The organism is Limnothrix sp. FACHB-881 (assembly GCF_014698135.1).
Classification (GTDB): domain Bacteria; phylum Cyanobacteriota; class Cyanobacteriia; order CACIAM-69d; family CACIAM-69d; genus CACIAM-69d.
Genome location: NZ_JACJSN010000012.1, coordinates 1 through 26,823 on the forward strand (window position 1 = coordinate 1; position 26,823 = coordinate 26,823).

Annotated in this window: 22 protein-coding genes, 1 tRNA gene and 1 pseudogene; 10 read left to right on the forward strand and 14 right to left on the reverse strand. The window is 55.6% G+C overall.

What is annotated here, in order from left to right; genetic code table 11:
• Window positions 1-248 precede the first annotated feature (248 nt).
• From sfsA to H6G52_RS19110, 3 genes are all read right to left on the reverse strand, one after another.
• Window positions 249-1,004: a DNA/RNA nuclease SfsA gene (gene sfsA, locus H6G52_RS12015; protein ID WP_190528587.1), complete on the reverse strand. Its 756-nt coding sequence runs from the start codon at window positions 1,002-1,004 to the stop codon at window positions 249-251.
• Between the two features lie 213 nt (window positions 1,005-1,217).
• A complete protein-coding gene (locus H6G52_RS12020; protein ID WP_190528589.1) occupies window positions 1,218-1,964 on the reverse strand; it encodes a DUF975 family protein in 747 nt (248 codons plus the stop codon).
• A gap of 191 nt (window positions 1,965-2,155) precedes the next feature.
• Window positions 2,156-3,826 carry a type II CAAX endopeptidase family protein gene (locus tag H6G52_RS19110; protein ID WP_199312374.1) on the reverse strand — a complete coding sequence of 557 codons (1,671 nt, stop codon included), beginning with the start codon at window positions 3,824-3,826 and terminating at the stop codon, window positions 2,156-2,158.
• Between the two features lie 607 nt (window positions 3,827-4,433).
• Here H6G52_RS19110 and H6G52_RS12030 point away from each other — a divergent pair.
• The 3 genes from H6G52_RS12030 to H6G52_RS12040 all read left to right on the forward strand — a co-directional run bounded on the left by H6G52_RS12030 (window position 4,434) and on the right by H6G52_RS12040 (window position 7,480).
• Window positions 4,434-5,159 (forward strand): alternative oxidase, encoded by a 726-nt coding sequence (locus tag H6G52_RS12030; RefSeq protein ID WP_190528591.1) that lies wholly within the window; start codon window positions 4,434-4,436, stop codon window positions 5,157-5,159.
• 206 nt (window positions 5,160-5,365) lie between these two features.
• A complete protein-coding gene (rsmB, locus tag H6G52_RS12035; RefSeq protein WP_242026352.1) occupies window positions 5,366-6,904 on the forward strand; it encodes a 16S rRNA (cytosine(967)-C(5))-methyltransferase RsmB in 1,539 nt (512 codons plus the stop codon).
• A 354-nt stretch (window positions 6,905-7,258) separates the two neighbouring features.
• Window positions 7,259-7,480 carry a hypothetical protein gene (locus tag H6G52_RS12040; RefSeq protein ID WP_190528594.1) on the forward strand — a complete coding sequence of 74 codons (222 nt, stop codon included), beginning with the start codon at window positions 7,259-7,261 and terminating at the stop codon, window positions 7,478-7,480.
• A gap of 536 nt (window positions 7,481-8,016) precedes the next feature.
• Here H6G52_RS12040 and H6G52_RS12045 read toward each other — a convergent pair.
• A tRNA-Val gene (locus H6G52_RS12045) sits at window positions 8,017-8,088 on the reverse strand.
• A 135-nt stretch (window positions 8,089-8,223) separates the two neighbouring features.
• Here H6G52_RS12045 and H6G52_RS12050 point away from each other — a divergent pair.
• Window positions 8,224-8,721, forward strand: a complete 498-nt coding sequence (locus H6G52_RS12050; RefSeq protein WP_190528597.1) for a hypothetical protein — start codon at window positions 8,224-8,226, stop codon at window positions 8,719-8,721.
• A gap of 345 nt (window positions 8,722-9,066) precedes the next feature.
• On the opposite strand, the gene H6G52_RS12055 is transcribed toward H6G52_RS12050, so the two are convergent.
• Window positions 9,067-9,261 carry a hypothetical protein gene (locus H6G52_RS12055; protein ID WP_099534869.1) on the reverse strand — a complete coding sequence of 65 codons (195 nt, stop codon included), beginning with the start codon at window positions 9,259-9,261 and terminating at the stop codon, window positions 9,067-9,069.
• A gap of 267 nt (window positions 9,262-9,528) precedes the next feature.
• On the opposite strand from H6G52_RS12055, the gene H6G52_RS12060 reads away from it, so the two are divergent.
• The 3 genes from H6G52_RS12060 (at window position 9,529) to H6G52_RS12070 (ending at window position 16,041) form a co-directional block, all read left to right on the forward strand.
• Complete coding sequence (locus tag H6G52_RS12060; protein ID WP_190528600.1) at window positions 9,529-12,204, forward strand: TIGR03960 family B12-binding radical SAM protein; 2,676 nt, start codon at window positions 9,529-9,531, stop codon at window positions 12,202-12,204.
• Between the two features lie 1,058 nt (window positions 12,205-13,262).
• On the forward strand, window positions 13,263-15,341 hold the full coding sequence (locus tag H6G52_RS12065; protein WP_190528602.1) for an Rne/Rng family ribonuclease: 2,079 nt from the start codon (window positions 13,263-13,265) through the stop codon (window positions 15,339-15,341).
• Between the two features lie 4 nt (window positions 15,342-15,345).
• Complete coding sequence (locus tag H6G52_RS12070) at window positions 15,346-16,041, forward strand: ribonuclease HII (protein ID WP_190528604.1); 696 nt, start codon at window positions 15,346-15,348, stop codon at window positions 16,039-16,041.
• Here the strand turns inward: H6G52_RS12070 and H6G52_RS12075 are convergent.
• The 4 genes from H6G52_RS12075 to H6G52_RS12090 all read right to left on the reverse strand — a co-directional run bounded on the left by H6G52_RS12075 (window position 16,022) and on the right by H6G52_RS12090 (window position 19,073).
• Entirely contained in the window at window positions 16,022-16,612 is a 591-nt protein-coding gene (locus tag H6G52_RS12075; RefSeq protein WP_190528606.1) for a Uma2 family endonuclease, read from the reverse strand. The genes H6G52_RS12070 and H6G52_RS12075 overlap by 20 nt on opposite strands.
• Before the next feature lie 51 nt (window positions 16,613-16,663).
• The gene (locus H6G52_RS12080) at window positions 16,664-17,893 is read right to left on the reverse strand and encodes an ATP-binding cassette domain-containing protein (protein ID WP_190528608.1); all 1,230 of its coding nucleotides are present in this window, start codon (window positions 17,891-17,893) and stop codon (window positions 16,664-16,666) included.
• A 68-nt stretch (window positions 17,894-17,961) separates the two neighbouring features.
• Window positions 17,962-18,540, reverse strand: a complete 579-nt coding sequence (locus H6G52_RS12085; RefSeq protein WP_190528610.1) for a Uma2 family endonuclease — start codon at window positions 18,538-18,540, stop codon at window positions 17,962-17,964.
• Window positions 18,541-18,548: 8 nt separating this feature from the next.
• Window positions 18,549-19,073 (reverse strand): hypothetical protein, encoded by a 525-nt coding sequence (locus tag H6G52_RS12090; protein WP_370567701.1) that lies wholly within the window; start codon window positions 19,071-19,073, stop codon window positions 18,549-18,551.
• A gap of 307 nt (window positions 19,074-19,380) precedes the next feature.
• Between H6G52_RS12090 and crtD the strand changes: the two genes are divergently transcribed.
• The gene (gene crtD / locus H6G52_RS12095) at window positions 19,381-20,934 is read left to right on the forward strand and encodes a C-3',4' desaturase CrtD (protein ID WP_190528614.1); all 1,554 of its coding nucleotides are present in this window, start codon (window positions 19,381-19,383) and stop codon (window positions 20,932-20,934) included.
• A gap of 12 nt (window positions 20,935-20,946) precedes the next feature.
• Here crtD and H6G52_RS12100 read toward each other — a convergent pair whose 3' ends face one another.
• The gene (locus H6G52_RS12100; protein WP_190528616.1) at window positions 20,947-21,510 is read right to left on the reverse strand and encodes a hypothetical protein; all 564 of its coding nucleotides are present in this window, start codon (window positions 21,508-21,510) and stop codon (window positions 20,947-20,949) included.
• Window positions 21,511-21,752: 242 nt separating this feature from the next.
• Between H6G52_RS12100 and H6G52_RS12105 the strand changes: the two genes are divergently transcribed.
• Window positions 21,753-22,700 (forward strand): YkvA family protein, encoded by a 948-nt coding sequence (locus H6G52_RS12105; protein ID WP_190528618.1) that lies wholly within the window; start codon window positions 21,753-21,755, stop codon window positions 22,698-22,700.
• Between the two features lie 163 nt (window positions 22,701-22,863).
• Here H6G52_RS12105 and H6G52_RS12110 read toward each other — a convergent pair whose 3' ends face one another.
• Window positions 22,864-23,739: a 4-hydroxybenzoate solanesyltransferase gene (locus tag H6G52_RS12110; protein ID WP_190356205.1), complete on the reverse strand. Its 876-nt coding sequence runs from the start codon at window positions 23,737-23,739 to the stop codon at window positions 22,864-22,866.
• Window positions 23,740-23,763: 24 nt separating this feature from the next.
• Window positions 23,764-24,018 carry a phosphoribosylformylglycinamidine synthase subunit PurS gene (gene purS, locus H6G52_RS18810; RefSeq protein ID WP_099534877.1) on the reverse strand — a complete coding sequence of 85 codons (255 nt, stop codon included), beginning with the start codon at window positions 24,016-24,018 and terminating at the stop codon, window positions 23,764-23,766.
• Between the two features lie 257 nt (window positions 24,019-24,275).
• On the opposite strand from purS, the pseudogene H6G52_RS18570 reads away from it, so the two are divergent.
• Window positions 24,276-24,647 (forward strand): annotated as a pseudogene (locus H6G52_RS18570) (Fur family transcriptional regulator); the annotation flags it as partial.
• A gap of 250 nt (window positions 24,648-24,897) precedes the next feature.
• Here the strand turns inward: H6G52_RS18570 and H6G52_RS12125 are convergent.
• Both H6G52_RS12125 and thrB read right to left on the reverse strand, forming a co-directional pair.
• Window positions 24,898-25,836: a ribokinase gene (locus H6G52_RS12125; protein WP_099534879.1), complete on the reverse strand. Its 939-nt coding sequence runs from the start codon at window positions 25,834-25,836 to the stop codon at window positions 24,898-24,900.
• 63 nt (window positions 25,837-25,899) lie between these two features.
• Window positions 25,900-26,814, reverse strand: a complete 915-nt coding sequence (thrB, locus tag H6G52_RS12130) for a homoserine kinase (RefSeq protein WP_099534880.1) — start codon at window positions 26,812-26,814, stop codon at window positions 25,900-25,902.
• Between the last annotated feature and the right edge of the window lie 9 nt (window positions 26,815-26,823).

Genomic DNA, 26,823 nt, shown 5'->3' on the forward strand with positions numbered 1-26,823 from the left:
ATCCCGAACTCGGTTGTGAAACGCTGTTACGGCGACGATAGTTGGGGGGTAGCCCCCTGCGAAAATAGCTCGATGCCAGGTTAATAATTGAAGAGAGGGGAGGGGGGTTCTAGGTTATGACCTAGAACCCCTCCCCTTTTTTAGCGATGTTTAGAACCACCAAGGCTTGTGGGCCTAGGCTGGTTGAATCAGTAGTGACTGGCTCCTTAGCTCATCCCCAGAGCTTTATAGCAATTATTTGGATTGAACTAGTTAAACTGTTGGGCCGCTAGACCTATAAAGCTGAGACCAGCGGGTGAAACAGAAAAGCGACAGGGTAATACGATCAGTCCTTGTTCGATCGCCTGGCGCAGTAGTTGCCCATAAGTGGGGTCTCGATCGTCCCCGGGGGCGAAAGAATCGCAGTCCGATCGATTGATGAAGTACAGCATGACGGCCTGGGCTTGGGGCATCACGGCCATCATCTCGCGCAGGTGCTTTTGCCCACGATCAGTCACTGTGTCGGGAAACTTGGCTAAGGATCCATCGCTCCAAGTTGTATTCTTCACCTCGATGTAGATAGGTTTGCCGGATGAAGTGCCCTCTAGGAAGAAGTCAACACGGCTATTAGTACCGTATTTCACCTCCGATCGAACTGTTTCGTAAGGTTCTAAATCGGTCAGCAGTCGTTGGGTCAACAGCTCTTTAACTACTCGATTGGGCAGGTTGGTGTTGACCCCTACCCAGATTGGTTTTTGCTGATGCCCAAGAACTTCGATCGCTTCCCAGGTGTAAGCTAACTTGCGCTTAGGGCTGGGATTGTGGGAAAGAAGAACTCGCGATCCAACTTCACAGACACCACTCATGGGGCCCGTGTTGGGGCAGTGGGCGGTAATGATTTCGCCTGAATCTAGTTCAATATCAGCGAAAAATCGCTTGTAGCGCTTTACAAGTTTTCCCTGGGTGGAATTGGGGTAGCAATATAGTTGTATTTCTTGCGTAAAAGATGGTTGAGCGCTAAGCATTAATTCTTCCAACTAAACTTTGATTGGGTTTATCTTAAATGCTCTTAGTAATGAATTGATAGTGAAATTGTAGAGATGAATCATTAGAGATGAATTAGAGAGCCATACTATGCGATTACTGGAAATTAACTTGAAATTAAGTTGAGGTATTTAAATGGAGGTGACAAGTGGTCACCCCCTAATTATTCAGAAAGTTCAGTTTGTGGGACGATGCTAGCTGTTATTGCCTGAATCGCTCATGGCAACTTTGGGTGCTAGACCAAAGATCTGAGAATAGGCGTAGGCGATCGCGCACATGGAAACGGGTGCAGTGACCAGAATGCCAACAAAGCAAAGAATCACGCCTGCCAGATTCAGCAGACCGAGGAGAAAGGAGAAACCAAAAATTCCCCACCAATGTTTGTTAACGACCTTCCGGCTCATTTCCATGGCGGGCCAGAACTGCACTCGCCGATCGATAATGAGAGGCATTCCCATGGAGTAGCAGATGCCCAAGTAGATCGCGGGAATGATGCCGACGAGCAGGAGAATCCCCCCAACGATGAGCAGGGGAGAGGGGGATTCGCTACCTTCGCTCATGGCAGTACCGATGCCCAACAGAATTGCACCGGGCAGCATGGGCAGTGAGGAAATAAGACCGGAAACGAGGGCAAAAAGGAAGAGGTCTCCGAATTGGCTAAAGCCTTCAAAAAAGTCTCCGAAGCTACGAGTTTGCTCTCGTAAAATCTTGAAGCTGTAGATTAAAAAGCCTGCGTTTAAGATTGGGCCAATGACGGAGCTGGCGATCGAGCCGATACCTGGAATAACACCTAAAACGATGTTAATTAGAAGGACGACTACAAAGAAGCCCACTAAGGGGCCAGCGTCTTTCTGAAACATAGACCAGCCTTTGCCGATCCAGTCTCCTGAGTTGACGCTGTAGTCGCGATCGCCCAGTGAAGACCACTCGGGATTTTGCATGGTGATAGACTCCACGACGTTGAAACCAAGCACCCTGAGTCGTCGTCAGATCTTGTAAATCTTGATGACACAAGGGTTTGGCCACAAGCTAGCACCGGACTCCTCAGGGGTCGTCCGATTGAATGAATTTTTAATGAATGGTTGAGGGCCTGCAGACTAGGGCTGGAGGCTAGATTGGCCGAGGACTGTGGTTAACGACTGGAGAGCAGAATCAGGCTGGCGAGCGTGCCGCTGTTCCATAAACCATGCAGCAGGATTGAGGACAGAAGATTGCGCGATCGGGCATAGACCACGCCAAGAACGATGCCCAGGGTTGTGAGCGGCAGGACTTCCGAAAGACTGAGGTGGGCGAGAGCAAAGATCAAGCTGCTGAGGCCAATGGCTCCCCATGGGGGTAGGTAGCGAGTGAGGGAAGGAAGCAGGAAGCCGCGAAAGAGGGTTTCTTCAAACAGGGGAGCCGCGATCGAGGCGGTTAGGAAAAAGCAGGTGATGGCGACGGGGTCGCGGTTTTCAAGGACGATCGAGAGGATGGGATTGCTGCCCCCTTGTCCTTGCCAAATTTGCTGATTTGCCAGGGAAACAAGAATGACGATCGGGAGCGCCACACAGTAACCACCGATGCCCCAGACCAGCCAGCGGCCATTTTGCCATTTGAACTGAAACCAGCCTTCTGGAAGAGGTAGATAGGATTTGACGGCGTAGCGCAGGGTTAGGACGCTCCCGGCGGCCATGAGTCCGTAACTGAAAAGGATGATGCCGGCTTGGGTTCCGCCCGTGAGGGTGCTGGGCTGAATGCCAAGCAGTTGCAGCCCGATCGAGCGGATGAGGGGAACAACAATCTGTCCGATCGCAAAAAAGCCAAGGATGAACACTTCCCAGATGGTTTCACCCGTCCAAGGAACCGTCCATTGCACGGAGGCGAGGGACAGGAGTGAGTTAGATCCCTTCAGGAAGCGTTGCACCAGCAAGACGATCAGGCTAATGATGCCGCAGAGAAGGGCCAGGCCGGGGATGAGGTTAACGGCGGCCAGTTTCAACAGCAGGGACTCGGCTTGCAGGTTGGTTTCGGCGGCCAGGAGGCTGAGTTCAGCCGGCCGCTGTTGCAGACGGTACAGTCTGGCCAAGCTGGCATTGCGGAACCACCCCCCCAAAAATTGTCGGATGTTGTCTTCAATGCCTTGGGCGATGGCGGGTGGTAGCGCTGGGGTGACTTGGTTGGTGATTTGGTTGCGATTTCCCCACAACAGAGCCAAATTTTCTCGAATTTCGTCAAAGTCGCTGAGGAAACTTTGGGGATCGATCGAGTCGGGCACGGGAGCTGAAAGGCGGGCAAGCTGCTGCCAAGTGGTCAATGCGGCGGCGGAATCTCCCAACCGGGCCTGAAGCAGGCCCAATCGTAGGTCTACGGCGGCCAGCTCGCGCAATTGTTGGGCTAGCCGATCGAAGTCAGAGTCTGGCCCCGCTGTGGCTAAGTCGCTGGCCTCAGAATTTGCCGATCGATTGTTCGCCGGGGTGGTTAATTCGCGGATGAATTTTTCTGCACTCAAGGCAGCTTTCTCGCGAAAGGCCTGATATTGCTGGCGAGCATCGGCAAAGGTGCGATCGCCCAACAGTTGCTGCCGCAGGACGGTGATCGGGTCGTCGGTTTCGGTCGGGCGATCGGGCGGTAAGTCCAGTTCTCCCGTGGCCCGCAACATCAGATTGGTTTGATATAGCTCCAGACGACTTTGGATCTGGGTTTGGGTAAAGCTGCCCACCAAGGACAACCCAGAAACCGACAAGGCCAACACGGTCAGCACCACTAAAACCAATCGCTTGAAATTTCCGCTTCCAGTTATTCCCGTCACAATGTTGCTGTCCACCGTTCAAATGCTGTTTTAAAGGCTAGCCAACTCGATCAATTCGACAAATTCGATGGCTTTGATCGCTCGATCGCCCGATCAAGACGATCCACACAGAACTGCATCGCAAAATGCCATGAAATTTAGGAAATCATCCAAATTGTCCAGCCAAAGGTCATGAAACCCTTAACAGCTTACCTGGCCCTTACAAACTTATAAACCACGTTGCGGAAGCTAGTAATCCGATAAGTTCTGATAGATTCCGAAATCTTACTGAATTTATTTGTATCAGTTTTGTAATTTGTTAGGGTTTTTCGGAATTTCTTTAGCAATGCTCGATCGGGTGACTTGACAACTCTTTGGCCGGGGCGAGATTACCTGAATTTGCCTAACTCAGCCCTTTCATCCCTTCACCGCTCAGCTATTTCCTACAGCGGTCGTTAGGATCAAACCAGCTTAGGTCAAAGGCTGGCACGGCGTGACCAGGGTGAGCGATCGAAACCCAAAACCAGCACTCAAAACCAGCACTGGTTCCTAAACAAGGTTATTCGATCAAAATCTTCAACCACAGCTTCCCAGTTCTTCCGTGCCATAGCACCTTTGCCTGCAACCTTCCTGGAGCAGCACCATGATTCGTTTGCTAGTTGGCATTCTTGTTTGGGTGATCAATGTTTTGTATAAAGATCGCCCCTATCCTCGGTTTTACGTGTTGGAAACCGTGGCCCGCGTTCCCTACTTTGCTTACATGTCCGTGTTGCACCTTTACGAAACCCTCGGTTGGTGGCGCAAGGCGGACTGGCTGAAGGTGCATTTTGCGGAATCTTGGAATGAATTGCACCACTTGCTGATCATGGAAGCCTTGGGAGGAAATCGGGTTTGGAGCGATCGCTTGATCGCCAAGTCTGCCGCCCTGGTTTACTACTGGATCATTGTGGGGGTGTATTTGGTGTCTCCCCAATCTGCCTACCATTTCATGGAACTGGTGGAAAAACACGCCTATGCGTCCTACAACAAGTTTTTGCATCAAGCGGAAGCCATGTTGAAAGCGGAACCTGCGCCGGAAATTGCTCAGCGCTACTACCGCGACGGAGATTTGTATCTGTTTGATGAGTTCCAAACGGCCCAAGTGCCCGAAAGTCGCCGCCCAATCATTGACAACCTCTACGATGTGTTTGTGGCCATCCGCGACGACGAAATGGAGCATGTGAAAACGATGGTGGCATGTCAGCAGCCCCAGGATCAGGCCTGTCTGAGTCCCCATGAGGTGGGGAGTTTGGCTGGCAAGACCCCCGAGTCGCTGGAGGTGATCGCGCCGTCTTTGGAGATGACTCCTGATCGCCCGCAAATGGGTTAATCAACGGTTACCGCCCCTATTGCCCCGCAAATCTCTGTGGGACTGGTGGGCCCGGAAACCATGGCAATGACTGACCACCACGGGTCGCCCTCGATCGCTCCTTAATGACCATCAACTTTTCCAGGCGGATCGGGTTTGCCCGGTTCGCCTGTATTCTGGACAGTCTCCCTGTTCTCTATCTGTGCTCCCGTTTTTGGGTGTTTGTCATGGCTATGCAAGGTGCAACGCTTCCTAAAAATCGCGCCCTGGTGGCTCGCCATGCGGCCTTCACGGCCTTGGGGATGATTGAAGCGGGGGCCTATGCGGATGCGGCACTCGATCGGGTCATGCGTCAGTATGGGGATTTGGACGGGCGCGATCGCCGGTTGGTGACAGAGTTGGTCTATGGCTGCACCCGACAGTTGCGGGCCTTGGACGGTTGGATCGATCGCCTGGCGACCCGTTCCGCCCAAGAGCAGCCGCCGACCCTCCGCAATTTGTTGCGGTTGGGGTTATATCAGCTTATTTATCTCGATCGAATTCCAGATTCGGCCGCCGTGGACACCACCGTGGAGTTGGCCAAATTCTGCGGATTAAAGGGGCTAAGTGGGTTCGTCAATGGCTTGCTGCGGGGATATTTACGCCAAAAAGCCAAAAACCCAAACCCGCTGACCTCAGTGGCGGGTCTTGAGCCGGTGGAACGGTTGGCCCAAACCTACAGTTACCCAAACTGGATTGTGCAAACCTGGCTCGATCGCCTGGGGGAAGCGGAAACGGAACGGTTGTGCCAATGGTTTGACCAGCCCCCGACGATCGACTTGCGGGTGAATACCTTGGTGACCGATCGAGAAACGGTGATGGCGGCCCTAACGGCGGCCGGTGTGGCCGTCACCCCGATCGACCACCTGCCCAACGCTCTGCGGCTAGCTGCCCAACGGGGCCATGGGGATGACTCTTTGACAGAAACCATCGTCACCGAGCCAGATTCCCGATCAACCAATGCGCCGGACAATGGCCGGGCCTGGATCGCCACCCTTCCGGGGTATGGAGCCGGTTGGTGGACGGTGCAGGATGCCAGCGCCCAGTTAGTGGCTCTGTTGTTGGATCCGCAACCGGGCGAAACGGTGATCGATGCCTGCGCTGCGCCGGGTGGAAAAGCAGCCCACATTGCGGCTCTGATGCAAGATCAGGGTCAAATTTGGGCGATCGATCGTGCTGGATCTCGCCTGCGGAAGGTGCAAGACACGGTGCGGCGGTTGGGACTGCGATCGATTCGGATGGTGGAAGCGGACAGCACCGGAGGCAAAGCACCCCTGGTCACCGCTGCCCGCAAGCGTGATCGGTCTCGATCGAAATCGGGCCCGATCAGCGGTTTAGAGGAAGTGCCCACCCAGTGCGATCGCCTCTTGCTTGATGTGCCCTGTTCTGGGTTGGGGACGTTGCATCGTCGGGCCGATGCCCGTTGGCGACAGACTCCGGAAACCGTGGCCCAGTTGGTGCAAATTCAGCGAGATTTACTCGATCGCGCCGATGCTTGGGTGCGGCCCGGTGGCGTAGCCGTTTATGCCACCTGCACCGTGCATGAGCCGGAAAATGGGGCAATTATCCGCGACTTTTTGCAACGCCATCCTCATTGGGCGATCGAACCGCCCACCCCTGACTCTCCCTTGGCTCCCTTTGTGACCGCCGCCGGTTGGCTGGAACTGTGGCCTCACCATTGGCAAATGGATGGCTTTTTCATGGTCAAACTCCGGCGACAGCCCTGAAGTCCGTGGGATTTGCGAGCGGCGACCATTATGTTTCAATGAATAGACGAGCAAAATTATGGTCGCCAAAATTATTCATTATTAATTTTTGATTATTAACGGCAATTGTTGCGTTTTGAGCGGGAATTTTAAGAATTGACTACTGATGAATTGACCGCAATTCCAGAACCAGTCAGGATCTGAGCCAAAATTGGGATGTCAGGGAAATCAGGGCAGGATCGAGCCAAGTGTAACGCTGTGAATCGATTTGTTGCATGACCTCGCGCAACAGCTATCGTCTTGTATCATTCCCTGCTGTTGGTGACTGCGCCGGTTATCTTATCAACATAAAGAAAACCTTAAGGAGGGTCTCTCATGAAACCTCTACTGATGCGGCAACTGTGGTCGGTGGTTGAATCGATCCAAACCAGCACCCTCTTAGCTTTGGATGATGACAGTCTGGTGAACTTCTTGGCCGATCGCCTCATGACCGGTTGCCCCGGCATCGATCGCAGTGATCGGGCCGAGCTGGATGGCTACCTGCAAGCCAAAGTTTCCCTAATTCGCGATTTGGCCAACGGTCGCTCAGTGGCTTAGGTGGCTTGCTTGATCGTGGCCCCTGAATCCATCACCAGGCACAGGCTCAAATCTAGCCACATGCTCAGCAATCGAACAGCCGAACCATCGGCACAGCGATCGCTCAATGATCGCTCAATCAATCATTTCTAACCTGCCAGAGGATTGCTCAGAGCAGCGCTCAGAGTAGTTTGTGAATCTGGCAAAAACTGAGTTTGGCAGCAACTGGCAAAAACTTAATCTGGCTCAGCAGTCACTTGGCTTAGCCGAATGGGATATGACGCAATCAAAATTCCCGCCCAGCCGCCCATCAGCGAAATGCCCCAACGATGGACGGCTCAACCATGTGACTGCAAGCAAGCACCGGCACAAAGCTTGAGCATGAGACTCTAAAGCCAAAATCCAAAGCCAAAACCCAAGCCAAAACCCAATTAGCAAAATCCAATTAGGAATATGACTGACTGGCGCTAGCCGTCTCGACGATCACGAGTTGGTGCTAGCAAGCTGGCGCTAGCGGGTTAATTAGGAAGAGTGGTCTGAGTGACCGTTTTAAAAAATGGGCGGTATAGGATTTGAACCTATGACAGCCTGCTTGTAAGGCAGGAGCTCTACCGCTGAGCTAACCGCCCCTAAGGGGTTTGAGTCGTTGTCAGGCGCTTTGACCGCTGACCGGATAACAATATACCAGAGATTTGGAATTTTGCTACGGTTTAGATCGCTGAGATTGCAAAATTGTCCTTTCTGATTGATTCTGTCTGGCTCCGATGGATGGTTTGCCATTGCCCGCTTTGCCCGCTGCGCCGTTGATTAACCCCGCGATCGAGATTGAATCGGAACCTGGGCCGACGGTGGATGATTCCGGGAACTCACCAACCCCGCCCCTGACTGCAAGGCCGGTGCTCTGTTTGGAGCACGATCGGTGGCAATTGTTGGCGGAGGCGATCGACCAAAATTTGGAACGTCAAACCACCTGGGTGCGACCGATCGTGCTGGCGGAATACGCCGATCAACTAGCCCGGGAAGCTAGCGATCGTCCCCAAACGATCTATTCGGAAGAATATGCTGTGGACTTGGTGTTGCCAAGTGCCCTGTTCCGGGCGGCCTTCGATTTGGAACTGCTGAACTTGCTGGCCCTGAAGCCCCATTGCTTGCCCAACATTGAACCGGCGGCGGGCCGCATGGTTTTCCAAAAATTTGTGCGACTACTGTTTGCCCGCAAGCTCCCACCGATGCGGATCAGTGGGCCCCTGGAAGTCCGTTGATTAACCCTCGCTGAGGTGTTGGACAAGGGGCGATCGGGCCCAAGGGTGCTGAGTCGTGCCGCAGCGATTTTCGATCAAGATCTCTGATCAAGGACTTTTTGGCTCAAAGACTTTGACCGAAGCTTGCGATCGGGAGCTGTAGACTAAGACCCCTGACTCAACTGAATTGACTGAATTGAAAGTCTATTTGATCGGAATCCGTGGGGCTGGATTGACTGGATCTCGATCGATTGGATCAGGCCAATCCGGCTGATCGGTTTGATCAGGGATTCGATCAAAAAGTTTTGATCAGGTAGTTGCCATGAAGCTTAAGAGGAGCTTAAGATTTAGGCATCAAGCTTTTGACTAAACGCTCGGAACCAGTTGGATGCGACCTTCATCCATCTCGCTCATGAGAAGTTCCAGCGCTTCATAATCCGCATCTGAAACATAACCCTGGCGGGTTAACTCATAATTGATCTCGTTCTCGATATCGGGAGTCAGTTGGCGGAGATAGAGGGCCTTTTCCACCAACCGCCGGATTGCATGGGTTGCTTTCACGGTCAGCTCCTGTTAATTACGAACAGTTGGCTATTGGTATTGTCGGTTGTTGGTGCGGGAGCTGATGCGATCGCGCCGCTTTTGTCTGCGTGATCTTTATCACCATCGCACGGATGCCCACTGACGATTGAAATTAGCCTATTCAACAAGCGACTTCCTTGGAATTGATCGCTGTGCCACTGTTTTGTCCGGATTGAGTTTGGCTGGATTTTGCCGAATTCGGAAGTTTGCTCGGTACGATCGAACTGAGTCCACTGGAGAATGCCTGTGACCGTTGCTGTAGACCAACTGATCACGACTGAGATTAATCGTCCTGCCCGCTACCTGGGGAACGAACTGGGATCTGTCCACAAGCCCTGGGAGTCGGCCACGGTGCGTTGGGTGCTGACCTACCCGGAAATTTATGAGGTGGGCGCGTCGAACCTGGGCCATGTGATCCTCTACAACATCATCAACGCCCAGCCGCGCCAACTGTGCGATCGCGCCTATTTACCCGCCCAGGACTTGGCCGACAAGCTGCGAGCCAGCCAAACGCCCCTGTTTGCCGTTGAAAGTCGCCGCCCCCTGAGTGATTACGACATCTTGGGCTTCAGCCTCAGCTACGAGCTGGGGGCCACCAATATTTTGGAAATGTTGGCTTTGGCCGGGTTGCCCCTGACTTGGGCTGATCGAGCCGATCGCCCGATTGCCGACTGTCCCTTGATCTTCGCGGGCGGGCAAACGGCCACCTCCAACCCGGAACCCTACGCGGACTTTTTTGATTTTGTGGCCCTGGGTGATGGTGAAGAGCTGTTGCCGGAAATTGGCCTCGTGATCCAAGAGGGCAAAGACGCGGGCCTCAGTCGCCAAGAAATTTTGCTGGACTTGGCCCAAGTGCCGGGGGTCTACGTGCCCCAGTTTTACGAGATGGCGGCCGATGGGTCGGTGCATCCCGCTCGGCCCGATGTGCCGGCCCGGGTGCTGCGGCGGGTTGCCACCCCCATGCCCCACTACTCGATCGGGCTGGTTCCCTATGTGGAAACGGTGCACGATCGCCTAACCGTAGAGATTCGGCGGGGCTGCACAAGGGGCTGTCGGTTTTGCCAACCGGGCATGTTGACCCGCCCGGCCCGCGACGTAGACCCCGAAGAAGTGATCGACGCGGTGGCCGACGGGATGCGGGCCACGGGCTTTAACGAATTTTCGTTGCTGTCCCTCAGTTGCTCCGATTATTTGGCTCTGCCGGCCGTGGGACTGGAGATTAAAAACCGGCTCCAGGGCGAAAATATTACCCTGTCATTGCCCAGCCAACGGGTCGATCGCTTCGATCAAAACATCGCCAATATCCTCGGGGGCACGCGCCAAAGCAGCTTGACCTTTGCCCCGGAAGCGGGAACCCAACGCCTGCGGGACATCATTAATAAGGGCTTGACCAATGAGGAACTGCTGCGGGGCGTGAAAACTGCCTGGGAACAGGGTTGGGACAAAATCAAGCTCTATTTCATGATTGGGCTGCCCGGGGAAACCGATGCGGATGTGTTGGGGATTGCGGAAACCGTCCGTTGGCTCCAGCGGGAATGTGGCGCACGCGGTCGCAAGCGGATTCAGTTCACCCTGACGATCTCGAACTTCACGCCCAAGCCCCACACGCCGTTCCAGTGGCATACGGTTTCAACGGCGGAGTTTTTGCGTAAACAGGATCTCTTACGCCAGGAATTTCGGACGATTCGCGGCCTGAAGGCGAATTTCACCGATGTGCGGATCTCGGCCATGGAAGATTTTGTGGGCCGGGGCGATCGCCGGTTGGGGCCGGTGGTGCGCCGGGCTTGGGAGTTGGGCGCGGGGATGGATTCCTGGTGGGAAAGCCTCGATCGGGCCTTTGGGGCTTGGCAACAGGCGATCGAAGAAGCGGGCCTGCATTGGAAATATCGCCAAGTGGAAGCGGGTGAGTGGAACGCCTTTGACGAAGGAGAATCGGCCGCACCGGAAGTGATCGACCCGGCCGCCCTGCTCGATCGCCCCTTGCCTTGGGATCACCTGGACAGCGGCGTGGACAAAAAATGGCTGAAAGAGGATCTGCAACGGGCCTTGGAGGCGGCCACGGTTCCCGACTGCTCCTTTGAGGGCTGTTCCCATTGCGGGGTTTGTGGCTATGACTTTGGCAATAACGTGGTAGTGCCGCCGCCTGTGATTCCGCAGTTCCAGGGCCACTTCAAGCCCAATCAAACCCGGGCCCAGCGGGTGCGGCTGCGGTTTGCCAAGCGGGGCGAAATGGCCCTGCTCAGTCATTTGGATCTGATGCGCCTGCTCGATCGCGCCGTGCGTCGGGCAGCAATTCCGGTGTCCTACACGGGCGGTTTCCATCCCTCGCCCCGGATTGTGCCGGCCCATGCCCTCTCCTTGGGCGTGACCAGTGAGGGAGAAATTCTCGATCTAGAACTCACGGATCTCTGGCCCCTGGCGCAGATCCAGGCCGCTTTGGCGGCCCAATTGCCGGTGGATTTGCCCTTGCTGGCGATCGAGGAAGTGCCCCTGAAGGATCCGGCGGCGAACCAACTGCTCGATCGCGCGGAATACGAAATCACCGTCACTGCCACCGATGGCGAGGCGATCGATTGGGCCGCTGCCTTGGCTGCTGTGCTCGATCGCCCCGAATGGCTCTGGGAAAAAACCACCAAATCCGGCAAAACCACCCAAGTGAACCTGCGCGATTGGCTAGATCAGGTGCAACTGATTGACCCCACCGAGCCACCCCTGGGCGAATCCGCCACCCTGCGATTCCGGGGCCTCTGCCGCAACGATGGGCAACAACTGCGGCCCGAGCATTTGGTGTGGTTGCTGGAGCAAGCCACGGGCCAAGACATCAGTTTGGTGCGATCGCACCGGTTGCAACTGCTGTTGGCGGCCGCAGTGCGATCGGTTGCATCTCCCGAGTTGGCAATTGATTTGGCAATTAGCAATTAATTGATCGGGCAATTAATTGATCGGGCAACTGAGGCGTAGTCATGTAGCGCGGTTAGGTAGAGGCGATCGTCCATTGGTGGCTGCATTCCTGGGTTGCTGCTGCACGCTGTTACCGTGAACCGTGAACAAGCCTCGCAAATCATTGCAATTCGTAACAATTTGCGAGAAGAGTCGCATGATTCTAGTGAACCCCCCAGTTCTGTGCTAGCCACCTGCTACACTGGAGATGACTGCTAGGCAATTGTCCCGGTGCGCGACACCACCAAAGACAAAGCCTCAGCAGCCGATCGCCTTCAAAATCAATCGAGCCAGGCATTTACCCAGAACGCGCTTAGTGCCCGTCCTCGATCGAGCGCCTGTGCAGCAGCGAAAATATCCCGAGCCACCGCCAATCCTCAGGAATTGCCTCGGCGATTGAATGCCGCCCACGAATCTAACTCTTTGCGGGCAACCACACCTCAGAGCCAAACTTGCTCTCGATGATGTAGGAAACCCGCAAGATGCAGGGTTAAGCTCGTAACATCTGCTTTGGCCAATCCCTGTTAACAAGTCACCGGTTCCAGACTGAGTGAGAGTTGCTCAAGCTGTGCTGGATAGGAGATTTTTAACAGGCCAACAAATCCAACGTGCTTTGATCGAATTGTGTCTGGATCAAGTTGTCGATCGCCATTCAGTCGCAACCCTTTTGGGTCAAGTCTCGATCAAAGCCCCATACCGGGGTCTTCTTGATTGATCGCGAGTTTGTTCGTTGGTTTGGCCCTGCGCAGTTTGCCTCAGTCTTGACTTCTGCTTCTGGGCAATTCCCCGGTCGAGGTGAATGTCTCCGGTATTTCTAGCTGCTCGATTGAACCGAGAAATCAATCGATGCTGTGCTGCTCCTTGATGGATGCAGCCGCACACCCTGTTTGCTTTTCTCGATCGAACCTGCATGAAGCGGTTGGTCAGCGAGCCTTCGATTAATTACTGTCTTATCCCCGGCGACGGTCGCCCCCTGCATCCTCTCGGCGGTGCAGTAGACCGCATGTGGCGATCGCCCGTGAATTCCCAGAGGAATCTGCATGCCCAAACAAATTATCATCGCCGAACAGCACCGCATTGCTGCCGTTTTTAGCGAAGATCGCGTTCAAGAACTGATCGTGGCCACCGGCAGTCACCAGGTGGGCGACATTTACCTCGGGGTGGTGGAGAACGTGCTGCCCGGCATTGACGCGGCCTTCGTCAACATTGGGGATTCCGAACGCAACGGGTTCATTCACGTTTCCGACTTGGGCCCGCTGCGGTTGCGCAAAACCGCTGGTTCGATTACTGAACTCCTCGCGCCGCAGCAAAAAGTCTTGGTGCAGGTGATGAAAGAACCGACGGGCAACAAGGGCCCTCGGTTAACCGGCAAAGTCAGTTTGCCCGGTCGCTATTTGGTGCTAATGCCCTTTGGGTCGGGGGTGAACCTGTCCCGGCGGATTGAGCGCGAGAACGAGCGCCACCGACTGCGGGCCTTGGCCATTTTGATCAAGCCCGCGGGGATGGGGCTGTTGGTGCGCACGGAGGCCGAGGGCGTGGCCGAAGAGGCGATCATGGAAGATCTTGAAGCCCTGCAACGCCGTTGGGAGTCGATTCAACAGGAGGCGGCTTCGACCCGCGCGCCGGCCCTGCTGGAACGGGACGACGACTTTATTCAACGGGTGTTGCGGGAGGCCTATACCCAAGAAGTGAACCGAGTGGTGGTGGATTCCCACTCGGGCATGAAGCGAATTAAGCAGCAGGTGACCCTCTGGGCGGGCAGCAAAACCTTACCGGGCGTGTCGATCGACCATCACCGGGAGCGATCGTCAATTCTGGAATATTTCCGGGTGAATGCGGCGATTCGCGAGGCCTTGAAGCCGCGTGTGGATTTGCCTTCCGGTGGCTACATCATCATTGAACCGACCGAAGCCCTGACGGTGATTGATGTGAACTCCGGTTCCTTCACCCGATCGGCCACGGCCCGCGAAACGGTGCTTTGGACGAACTGCGAGGCGGCCACGGAAATTGCCCGTCAGTTACGCCTGCGAAATTTGGCGGGGGTAATTGTGGTGGACTTCATTGATATGGAATCCCACCGCGATCGCCTGCAAGTGTTGGAACATTTCAGCAAAGCGCTGAAGTCCGACAAGGCCCGGCCCCAAATTGCCCAGCTTTCGGAGTTGGGCTTGGTGGAACTCACCCGGAAACGTCAGGGCCAAAACATCTATGAGTTGTTTGGCCGTGCTTGCCCCACCTGTGGCGGTCTGGGCATTTTGGCCCACCTGCCCGATGAGGCGGATGATGCGGAACCGGTGAGCCTGTTGCCCAATGTAGAAAGTGGAGATCGCCGCAGTATTCCGATGCTGCAAAAGAGTCGATCGAGTGTTGGCAGTCGTCGCTCGGTTTCCCGATCGCGCGAACTCCCCCCGGCCGCTGCGATCGCCAGCCTCCCCAGCTTGGAAGATCCCTTGCCTAACTTGCAGGATTTGGATCTGAGCAACCATCCCAACTATCAAGAGTCCCTGAATGGCAGCAACAGCCGCCGTCGCCGTCGCCGTCGCGGAGGGAACGATGAGCCGGTGAGTCGGCGTGGGGCGGCCAGTTTGCCGGTGGCGGCAGAACCCGAGGTGGATGAAGCACCGTTGGAGCCGCCCACGGTGGCCGCCGCCGCCCAACCCAGCCCCGCCCCAGCCGCCCAAGGCCGCAATGGCCGACCGGAACGGAGCCGAGGGCGCGGTGCTCGGACTGCGGAACCCCGGGAAGTGGTGGCCGTGACCATGACTTCGGAAGAGCAGGAAGTTTATGCCTGGATGGGGGTATCGCCGCTGCTGTTGAGCGATCGACAGCCGGAAAACCCGGAAAGCGCGATCGTCTCGGTGCTGTTACCGGGTCAAACGGCTCCGCCCGTTCCGGCTCCGCAACCGGTGGTGGACTCGATCGAGCCGGCCGAAGGGAATGACCCAGCCCCGATCGCGGCGGAACTGGTTCCCACGGAATCTCTGCCTTTGAATGTTTCCAATGGGAATGGGGCCGAGGAGCCGCCCAGTGGCTTGCCGGAAATCGTGTCCGTCACGCCCGGTGGGGATGCCAACGGCCGGCCGCGCCGCCGCCGTCGTCGATCGAGCACTCGTGCTTAGCCCCATGGGGAGTAAAGCGGTGCGGTCTAGGGATGGGGCGATCGTGACGGAATTGCTGCCCGATCGCTCCCTGACCGACTCCATAGCTCCGGCTCCGGCTCAATCCCCTTGGACTGCGGGGGTGGATGAGGTGGGCCGCGGCGCACTTTTCGGGCCCGTGGTGGCAGCGGCGGTGATTTTAACGGCCGAGGCAGAGAGCGACTTGCGGGCTTTGGGCGTGCGGGATAGCAAGCAACTGTCGGCTCGCCAGCGTCAAGCTCTGGTGGAACCCATTCGCGATCGGGCAGTGGCCTGGGCGATCGCGGAAGCTTCCGTGGCCGAAATTGATCAACTCAACATTTTGCAAGCCACGTTCCTGGCCATGCGGCGGGCCCTGGAGCAATTGCACCCGCGACCCGATCGCTGCTTGGTGGACGGCAATCGACCCATTCCCAACTTGTTTTGCCCCCAAGAAACGCTCATTCAGGGCGATCGACAATCGATCGCGATCGCCGCTGCCAGCATTTTGGCGAAAGTTCACCGCGATGAACAGATCATTGACTTCGCGGCGCAATATCCGGGCTATGACCTAGCTGCCAACAAGGGCTATGGCACGGCGGCCCATCGGGCAGCCTTGCAAACTCTTGGCCCCACGCCGCTCCATCGACGTTCTTTCGCCCCCTGTCAATTGACCCTAAATCTCAGTGAGCTTCCGAGCTAGGGTCAGGATCTGCAAAAGCAATCTGCCGATAAATCGTTTTCACAGATAGGGTCAGCGCGATCGCCCCTAGGTCGATCGCATCGTCTAAGCCATAGTCCGACAATACCCACTGGCCCCGATCGTTCCGTTGAAACACCTCAATGGCCGGGCGATCGACCTGCACCAAAATGTAGGTTTGCAGGGTCTCTAAACGGTGGTAGGCGACAAACTTTGCCCCGCGATCGAAGGACTCCGTGGAGGAGGACAAAACCTCGACAATCAGGGATGGAAACTGCACGAAACGTTCATCTTGGTCGCGATCGTCGCAGGTCACCATCAGATCGGGATAGAAATATTTGCGCCCTGGAACTGCCTGCACTTTGATATCGGAAATATAGACCTCACAGGGGCGATCGGCGAGGGCGTTGGTGAGCGCCGCGAAAATGTTACCGGCGATGCGATTGTGCGATCGGGTGCTGCCGCTCATGGCGATCGGTTCGCCGTCCCAAAATTCGTGGCGTTCCGCTTGGGTGGCTTCCCAGGCGAAGTATTCCTCAGCCGTTAGGAGCGGGCGATCGGGTAGGGCAACCATGGGCAGCGATCGGGCGAGATCGAACCAAAATCTAACTTCAGGATACAAAACCTAGGGATAGAGAGCCTTGCCGGTGCTGGGGTCGAATAGGTAGAGTTGCTCGCTGGGAATCGACAGCCACAATTCATCACCCAGAGCGATCGGGCGATCGGGCGGCAGGCGCACTTGCAACGGTTTGGCCGGGGCCTCTTCTAAAGTGCGCACTAATCCCCGGTCGATCGGTTCCACCAGCGCGTAGGTTTCCGACCCCAGCGCCTCCACTTGCAACACGCGCACCGGTAAATTTTTGGGCGCAGGTAAACCATCGCTCAAGTGTTCTGGACGTACTCCCAGCCATAGCGCTCGGCCGTCGTAGGGTTCTAGGGTTTTGTCCCAAATTTCCGGCAGCGTCATCCGAAATTCGCCATTGGTCAGCAGGGCCGGCCGTTTCACCCACACGGGCAAAAAATTCATGGTGGGCGAGCCGATAAACTCCGCCACAAACCGGTTGGCTGGCTGGTGATAGAGTTCCAAGGGCGGCGCAATTTGCTGAATTTGCCCACCGTTGAGCACCGCAATTCGATCGCCCATGGTCATCGCTTCCACCTGGTCATGGGTAACGTAAACCGTGGTGGTTTTCAGCTTGCGTTGGAGCTGCACAATTTGCGATCGGGTCTCCGTGCGCAACTTGGCATCCAAATTACTCAGCGGCTCATCCATCAAAAATACCTGCGGGTTTCGAGCGATCGCCCGGCCCAGGGCCACCCGCTGTTTTTGGCCGCCGGATAATTCCTTGGGCAGGCGATCGAGCAGATGGTCAATTTGCAACATGGTGGCCACCTCACGCACCCGCTGGCCAATTTCCCGCTCTTGGGCTGACTCGTACCGCAAGGGGGCCGGCAGTCGCCGCGTCAGCCCCACCGCCAAGGGTTCCCATTTTTGCCATCCCTCCGCTGGCGGGGGATTCAGCCGCCGCAGCCCGAAGGCGATGTTGTCGTAGACATTCAGGTGTGGATAGAGCGCGTAGCTTTGGAACACCATGGCCACGTCCCGCGCCTTCGGGGGCAACGGATCGACGCGCCGATCGCCCACCCAAATTTCGCCGCCCGTCACATCTTCCAGTCCGGCAATCGATCGCAGCAGGGTGCTTTTGCCGCAACCGGACGGGCCCACCAACACCAAAAATTCACCGTCCTCGATCGTCAGGCTAATCCGCCGCAACACGGCCGTGGGACTGCCACCGGGCGCGCGATCGCGGGGCGGATAGCTTTTGTAGACGTTATCCAAAACGACACGAGCCACGGCAATTCAACTAGAGCGCAGGTCTCGACCATTATATGGATTGGTCTGTGGGGATTGGTTATTTGGGGTTATTTGGATTCGCGAAACACGACGCGGCGATAAATTTGGGCGATCGGCAGGGTGGCGGGTAAGGTTTTGAGGGCGATCGTTTGGGTTCGATCGCAATAGTCGCAAAATTGCCAGTTTGAGTCATCCAACTTCCAAAAATGGGTGATGAAGGGTTCATCTTGCCGCACCAACAGATATTCCGCAAACTCAGGAATCGATCGATAGAATCGAAACTTATCATCGCGATCGAACAGTTCCGTAGAAGGCGACAGAACCTCAACCAGGAAACAAGGATTCAGCACCTCATCATCTCGATCGTCATGCCGTTGTGGCAGCCCAGCAATCACCATCACATCGGGATAGGTTCCCCGTTGATAGGTAGGAATCCAGAGCCGTAGATCACTGTTAAAAACCTCAAATTGGGTTTGATCCAGTTGGCTAATTAATAGACTGCAAATCTCCGTTGCAATCCGGCTGTGATTAATCGATCCGCCCGGCATTTCCCAAATCAATCCATTGGCATATTCGTGGCGTTGTTCCGATCTTTCCTCAAGCGATCGATACTCAGCCAATGAATAGCGTTGTTCAACCGCTAGCATGATGGTATTTACTCCTCTGGATGGTCGATAGTTTTCAAAATCACTTGGAAGATTCCTAAGATTGTTTGGATTTCTTTAAAGTAATATTCATCTCGATCGATATAGACCGTGCGATCACGCAGTTTCAAAAATTTCCAAGTTGTGCCCGTTGTCACGGCTCCATAAATCCAAGGTAAAGGGCGATTTTCTCGCTCATTAAACAACCAAGCGGCATACATGGTGGCAATGCATTGACCCAAGCCCGCTACGATGTCTTCTTTTTTCGCTTCCACAACGGCGATCGCGGGTGCTGCAATATAAAGCTGCTCAGGACTTAGGCTTAATAGGTAGTCACACTGACCATACAGCCCCCGCTTGCGATCGACTGTGAAACTCCGTCCCGAAAACAGGCTAATTTGGGCATGAACCTGCTTGCGAACTTCCGTCAAAATGGGTGCAATAATCCATTCCGATCGGGACTTTTCCGTATTAATTGCGAGGGCAATAGAAGTCCCTTCGGCCAGGGTTAATTCCAAATAAGGACTAATGGTCACGGATGGAATCTGGCTGAGATCAAAGAGAGATTGATCTTCAATTAAAGTGATGCCAAATGTTTCCTTGACGGTTTTAAGAGAAAACTTGCTGTAGGCCATTTTGGAAGGCTGGCTATCCGCAATTTTGCTGGAGATTTTGCAAATTTGGGCGCACTGGGGAAATCCTGCCCCACCCAAGCCACGATACGGTGACTGAGGCTAGCCCTGGGTTGTCCCGATTATGGCATTCCCTGACGATCGGCCCGGAGATGAGTGATAATTTACAAAAGTTTACAAATTCTGCAACTCATCCTCGGCGCGCTGTCCTATGACCCCAACCACCGCAACCGACGCAAACCGCCCGATCGTGGTGATTGGGGCGGGAATTGGCGGACTGACCACGGCGGCCCTGCTGGCGCGGCGAGGGCGATCGGTCAAGGTGTTTGACCTGGCAATCGTGCCGGGGGGCTGTGCGTCTACCTTTCGGCGGCGGGGCTTCACCTTTGAGGTGGGCGCGACCCAGGTGGCGGGGCTGGAGCCGGGCGGCATCCATCACCGGATTTTTGGCGAATTGGGCATCGAATTGCCGGCCGCCACGCCCTGCGATCCGGCTTGCGCGGTGTTTTTGCCGGGAGAAACGGAGCCGATTTCCGTGTGGCGCGACCCCGATCGCTGGCGGGCGGAACGATCTCGGCAATTTCCCGGTAGCGAACCTTTTTGGCGGTTGCTGGCGGATTTGTTTCGTTATAGCTGGGAGTTTCAGGCGGGCGATCCGGTGCTGCCGCCGGGCAATGCTTGGGATGTGGTGCAACTGCTGAAGGCAGTGAAACCCAGCACTTTGCTGACGGCTCCCCACGCCTTTTCAACGGTGGGCGACCTGTTGCAGCGGTTGGGCTTGGCGGGCGATCGCCGCTTGAAAACCTTTTTGGATATGCAACTGAAACTCTATTCCCAGGTGGGGGCGGACGAAACGGCGCTGCTTTATGCGGCGACGGCGTTGGGGCTGTCCCAGGAACCCTTTGGGCTGTACCACTTGGAGGGCAGTATGCAGGTGTTGAGCGATCGCCTGTTGGAATCGTTAACCCAGGATGGGGGCCAGCTCCAAATGCGCCATCGGGTTGAGCGGATCATCACCGAAAACGGCGAAACCACGGGCGTGGTGGTGCGGAACCTGAAAACCGATGAGACCTGGATTGAACCAGTGGCGGCGGTGGTGGCGAATGTGCCGATTCAGAACTTAATTGAGATGGTGGATTGGCCAAGCGATCGCCCCTGGTTCGATCGCCTGGCCACGGACTTCTATCGATCGCGCGCCGAGAAACTGCCGGAACCCTCGGGCGCTTTCGTGGTCTATCTGGGGGTCGATCGCGCGGCCCTGCCCGCCGACTGCCCGCCTCACCTGCAATTCCTCTACGACTGGGACGGCCCCGTGGGCGAAAACAATTCGCTGTTTGTGTCCGTCAGCCGCGAGGGCGATGGGCGTGCCCCGGCTGGTATGGCGACGATCACTGCGTCCTCCTTTGTTGATCCGCAGCCCTGGTATCGTTGCCGCGATCGAGCGGAATACGAAGCCCTCAAAACCCGCTATACGGAAGAGGCGATCGGCAAACTCGGGCGCTATTTCCAGCTCGATCCGGAGGCGATCGTCCACTGCGAAGCTGCTACCCCCCGCACCTTTGAAGACTTCACGGGCCGCAAGTTCGGCTACGTGGGTGGTCTGGGAATGCGCGTTTCCACCTTTGGCCCCTTCGCGATCGGCAATCGCACGCCGGTTCCGGGTCTCTGGCTGGTGGGCGACTCCACCCACCCGGGCGAAGGCACAGCGGGTACGAGCTATTCCGCCCTCACCACCGTCCGCCAAATGACCGCCGCCGGGTTTTGATGCAGATTCTAGCTAGGGCGATCGCTCCAAAACTTCGTCAGTGACCTGAACCGATTGAAGAAACTCCATTAGCTCTTGAATCACTCTGGATTCACGCAAAGTTGCAACATCTTGCTCAGTTAAATTGTCCATCAACTGAGCAATATTCTTTATATCTTTGGATTGAAAAATTAACTGATCTAAGACCTTTCTAGGCTGATAAGTTGCCTGACTCAGGAGATCCGGGGTAGGTGCATAATCTAACAAGTGTGTCAGCAAAGGAACATCGTAAAAAAAGATGCTTTCTAAAGCTGGAATTGCTGGAATAACCTTCACGGGTGTATTGGCGGCAAGACTGCTGAGGAGTTCTTCAATATCTCTCACTCGTTGCTGAACTTGCTCAGGCACTACCGAATCTGAATCAACTACAACCACCACGGGAGACTGGCGGCGCACAATTAAAGAAAGGGCTAGAGACTTGAGAGCATATAGCCCACCGCCTTCTACAATCTCAACATTTTTGGTTGATTCTAATGGTAGTACTTTCTTCAGTAATTGAACCTCAGTTCGTCCTTGACAAACAATATAGGTTTTCATGGAATATCCCTCTCCCGAACATGTTTCGCCTCTCCCTGTCATAGCGAATAATCTTAGTTTGCTATGATTTTATCCATATCACTCATATGCAAAGATCTCTGTACAAATCAAGAGTGAGCCTGTACACTACCTAGTGGGTGAGGTTAACTCATCACAGTCCCGAAATCTGGCTAGACCGCTTCATAGCCGAGCTGACTAAAGTTGGAATCTCCCCATCGAAAAATTACCAACAGCTTCAAATCATGGGTAATTGGTTTAATTCCGCATTCGATGCCGTTACCAACACGGCAGGTAGCATTGGTCAAGCAATTGGTGATACAGCTTTCGGATTAGTGCAAGCAATTCAAGGCTTGTGGCCATTTTCAGATGACGAAATGGTGACGTTCTTTGCTGTACTTCTAGCAGTCGCTGCGGCTGATGGGGAAATCAGTGAAGATGAAGTCGTTATGATTTTGACTAGCCCCTCTTTTGCCAGTTTATCGGATGAGGGTAAGAAACAAGTTCAAGTGTATTCATGCAATCCTCCTAACTTGCAAGAATCAATTCAAAAACTTTCAACAGCCCATCCAGAACTGAAATTTGGACTCATCTTCTTCATTATCAACTTAGTCTTTATTGATGGTGTAATGACGGATGGTGAAGAGGAAGCAATCAATATTGCTAAAAAGGAGCTAAATATTAACTCTGCTCAAGTTAAGGTTATCCGGGAATTTGTGGAATTATTGTCAGTAGCCAAAAATGATGACACGTCCAATTTGAGAGAGAAAGTACAAGCATTACTTGAACGTATGGAAATGCTTGGTATTCCTGTAAAATCGCTATCCCACTCTGGCGATGAAGAAATCCTTAACTATGTAGAGTTCTCGGATGAAACCTTTGTTGCGAAGATGCAAGGATTTGGTGTTCAGGCAGGGAAGGTAGTTGTCGAGCATGGCTTTATGTTGTGGAATGCTCTACATGATGAATCTGTTCCCGTGCCTGCAAAAGTTGCTATTGTGACTGCTTTGGCTTACTTTGGAATGCCCCTTGATGCCATTCCTGATATTTTGCCTGCTGTTGGGTATAGCGATGATTTGTCTACAATGGCAGCAACAATTGCTTTATTCTCGACCTATTTTAATAATGCCAATATTCGAGATTTATCAAAACAACAAACAGAGGATTTATTTTCAGGCAAATTTCCATGGTGAAAACTTGCGATTGACTGTAATCGAGTTTTAGAGCTAACTCATGAAGAGAAGCTAGAAACGACTTAGCAGCTCTCAATCGGTGGCTCGTTCTGCGGCTAGCTGACCCATGATGAGGATGCTTAGGATCGGAAAGAGTTAATGAACTGATCGCGAATGGCCACCCCTAAAACCAGCAGCCGACCAGCATTCCGGCCAGGAGCACAAAGCCGATCGTCACGTTTTCCGCAAACATTTTGCCGTAGGCCGCGCGGGACAGTTGCCGATCGCTCAGGCGCAGATATTGCTGAACCCAAAGACCGATCGCCCCGAATAGGGTGAGCCAAAAACCAATGTTTAGCTCCAGGGCCAAAGCCGTGTAGGCCAACAACAGGGCCGTACCCGCATAGAACGCCCCGATCGCCTGGGGAGCCAAATCGCCAAAGAAGAGGGCGCTGGAGTGGATGCCCAACCGGCGATCGTCCTCCCGATCGGCCAGGGCATAAACCGTATCAAAGCCCAGCGTCCAGAGCACCACCGCGCCCCATAGTAACCAGGCCGGCAAGTCCAAACTGGGCGGGTCGATCGCCGCGCTCCAAGGAATCAGCACCGCAAACCCCCAGGCGATCGCCAGCACCAATTGCGGAACCGGAAACACCCGCTTGGCCGCAGGATAGAGCGCAATCACCGGCACAGCCGCCACAGAAAGCAGCACGCTCAAGCCATTCAAAAAGGGCAACAGCCCGGCCGCACAAAGGGCCGCCACCAGCATCACCCCCACGCCCACTTTCACCGAGAGCGATCGGGCGGCCAGGGGCCGTTGTTTGGTGCGTTCCACCTTGGGGTCAATGTTGCGATCCCACAGGTCATTCACCACGCAACCGGCGGCGCTAGTGGTGATTGTGCCCACCACCACCACCAGCACCAGCAGGGGATGGGGCCGGCCGTCACTGGCCAACACCAAGGCCCACAGGGCCGGAATCAGCAGAATCAGCCGCCCCGCCGGTTTGTCCCAGCGCAGCAACCGCACGATCGCCCGCCCTGTTTGCTGAAGGTTGCCCATGGGTGAATGTGGGGATGGGTGCGTTTAGGCAATTTCGATCGAGTAGTTTTCGATGGTGGGGTTGGCCAACAGGCGATCGCACATTTCATCCACTTGGCTGCGGGCCGCTTCTGGATCCGTCGCCGCCACGGTCAGCTCAATGTATTTGCCAATGCGGACAGAATCCACCCCTTCATAGCCCAACTGCTTCAGGCCGGACTGCACCGCCACACCGGCCGGATCGAGCACAGAGGGACGCAGGGTAACGTGGATTTTGGCGCGATATTGCTGGGTACTCACGGGGCTAGAAACCTCTGGGATGGCGACGATCGAGTTGGGGGAACCAAGGGTGATGCTAACTTTTGGGTTGGGATTGAGCAACCACGGCAATCCAACGATCAAGACACTATCTTAAAGCGAGGGGGGCCGGTTCCAGCAGCCAGGCTGCGGGAGTTCCCTCGGGAGCCAGATTCCGCCAGGAACCGGCTGAAAAACCTGATTGAATAGGAAAAGAACCACCCCGATCGAGCCAGCATTCTTCGGGGTCTGAGATCGCCATGAAACGACCCCTGACCCGAAACCAAGAGCGTGTTTTGCAGGTGCTGCAAACCATTGAAGGCGAAATTTCTGCCCAAGCGCTCTACATCAAACTGCGCGATGTGGGGCAAGGCATGGGGCTGGCCACGGTTTATCGGGCCCTGGAAACCCTGAAGCTGAACGGGGCGGTGCAGGTGCGAATGCTGGCCAGCGGTGAATCGCTCTACAGTTTTATCAAGAAAGATCGCCACCACTTGAACTGTATCCAATGTGGGCGATCGCAACCGATTCATGAATGTCCCGTGCAGGATTTGACCCAGCGATTGAGCATGGAGCACCGGTTTCGGGTGTTTTATCACACGTTGGAGTTTTACGGCCTGTGCGATCGCTGTAGTGCGCGGGATGAGGGAACGGGCGATCGGGGTCATGGCGATCGCACCAATCACCAAGAGAATCACCCAGAAAGTCACCCAGAACCAAACTTGCCTAAGGTGGATTGTGCCTGCCATCCCACTTCCTTGGCAGACTCATCTAGCTCGGTGCAACTCAGTTCTTTGGGCGATCGCTTCGATCTGGGGGCCGGCTCAGCGGGAAGCTGAGCGGATCCCGAAAAAAGACTTTTACCTTTGGGCACAGTCGGAATTAGTTCGATGCGTTTTGGGCCAGAAAAGCCGTCAGCTCTCCAGCGTTGGGCAGGGCAGATTGGGCCCCCGATCGGGTGGTTGTGAGTGCGCCCGCCGCCGCTGCTCGCCGCACGGCCACCGAGAGGGGTTGTCCCGCCACCAACGCCGCCGCCAGCGCTCCATTGAACCCATCACCCGCCGCCACAGAGTCGATCGCCCTGACCGGGAAGGCCGGTTGCCAAAAACAATCCGTCGGCCCAGCCACCCAAGCCCCTTGCTCGCCCAGGGTCACAATGGCCCCCTTGGCTCCCAACTCCTGGAGCCTGGTAGCCGCGCGGGCCGCATCCTCGGGGGTTTGCACCGGGAAGCCCACCAGTTGGGCCGCTTCCGTGGCGTTGGGAGTGATCCAATCGATCGCGGCCCAAAGTTCCGGGGGGAGGTGCTCGGGAGCCGGGGCCGGATCCAAAAGGACGATCGCCCCGGCCGCTTGACCCGCTTGGGCCGCCGCCACCACGGCCGCCAAGGGTACTTCCAGTTGCAATAACAGGGCGATCGGGCGCGGCGCACTGCCCAAGGAGCGCTGGAGGCGATCAACCTCAGCACCGCCCACGGCCTGGTTAGCCCCGGGCAGCACGATGATTTGGTTTTGGCCCAGGCCATCCACCGCAATCCAGGCCTGGCCCGTGGGAGCCAAGGAGTCGATCGCCACCCGGCTGACATCAACCCCGCTGGTTTGCAGATCTTGCAATAGGATTTCCCCGATCGCGTCTTCACCCACGCGGCCAATCAGAGCCGTGGCCGCTCCCAACTTTGCCGCCGCGACGGCCTGATTCGCCCCTTTGCCGCCGCTGGCCTCCCCGATCGCCCCAGCCAAAACCGTTTCTCCCGGTTGTGGCAACTTGGCCACCGCCACCGTGCGATCGGCATTAATGCTGCCCAAAACCCAAACCTGTGCCATAGTCTGCCCCCCGATCGATAACAGGGAACTCCCGTGGGCGAATTCCCCAGATTTGGGGCCAGTTTACGGCTGGACTCGGGTTCCATACACATCCAACTCCACCGGCCCCGCCACGGCTCCAATGCCCGTTGCTGTCCAAGCCGCTTGCATGGCTTCACCCACGGCCGCCGCCTTGTCTCGGTGGGCCAAGGCCAGCAGGGTTGGGCCCGCTCCGCTAATCACCAACTCATAGGCTCCCGCCTCGATCGCCGCCTGCCGTACCGCCTCAAAGCCGGGAATCAGGGTCATGCGATAGGGTTGGTGAATCCGATCCTGCATGGCAGTGGTTAGCCAATCGCCGCGCCCTTCGTTGATGCCCCGCAACAAGAGGCCTAAGTGAGCCGCATTGAAAATGGCATCGGCCCGGGAATAGCTGGGGGGCAACACGCTGCGAGCCGCTTCGGTGGATAGCTCAAAGTTGGGAACTGCGATCACCGGTTGAATTGAGGAATGCCAAGGCACTTCGCATTGGGTCCAAATCCCTTCGCGATCGGCCGCCAAGCGACAGCCCCCCAACAGGGCCGGCACGATGTTATCGGGATGGCCTTCCGTTTCGATCGCCAGGGCCAACACCTGGGCCGGCGACAGCGCCCCCCCTAACAAATAGTTTGCTCCGGCAATGCCCGCCGCGATCGCCGTGGCCGAGCTGCCCAATCCCCGGGCCAAGGGCACACCCAAGCCAATCTCAATCCGCACCGGGTAAGGCGTTTCCTGCGCCAGTTCAAACACCTTGGCGTAGGAACGATAAACCAGGTTGGTTTCATCCCGCGAGACGCGATCCGCCTCCGTGCCGGTGGGAATAATTTCTAAGCCCGACTCAATTCGGGTGAAGCGAAATTCGTTGTACAACGCCAACGAAGCCCCCAAACAGTCGAAGCCGGGGCCCAAGTTGGCGGTGGTGGCAGGAACGGTGACGGTAACGGCGTTCAAGGAGGTCATGGCTAAAGA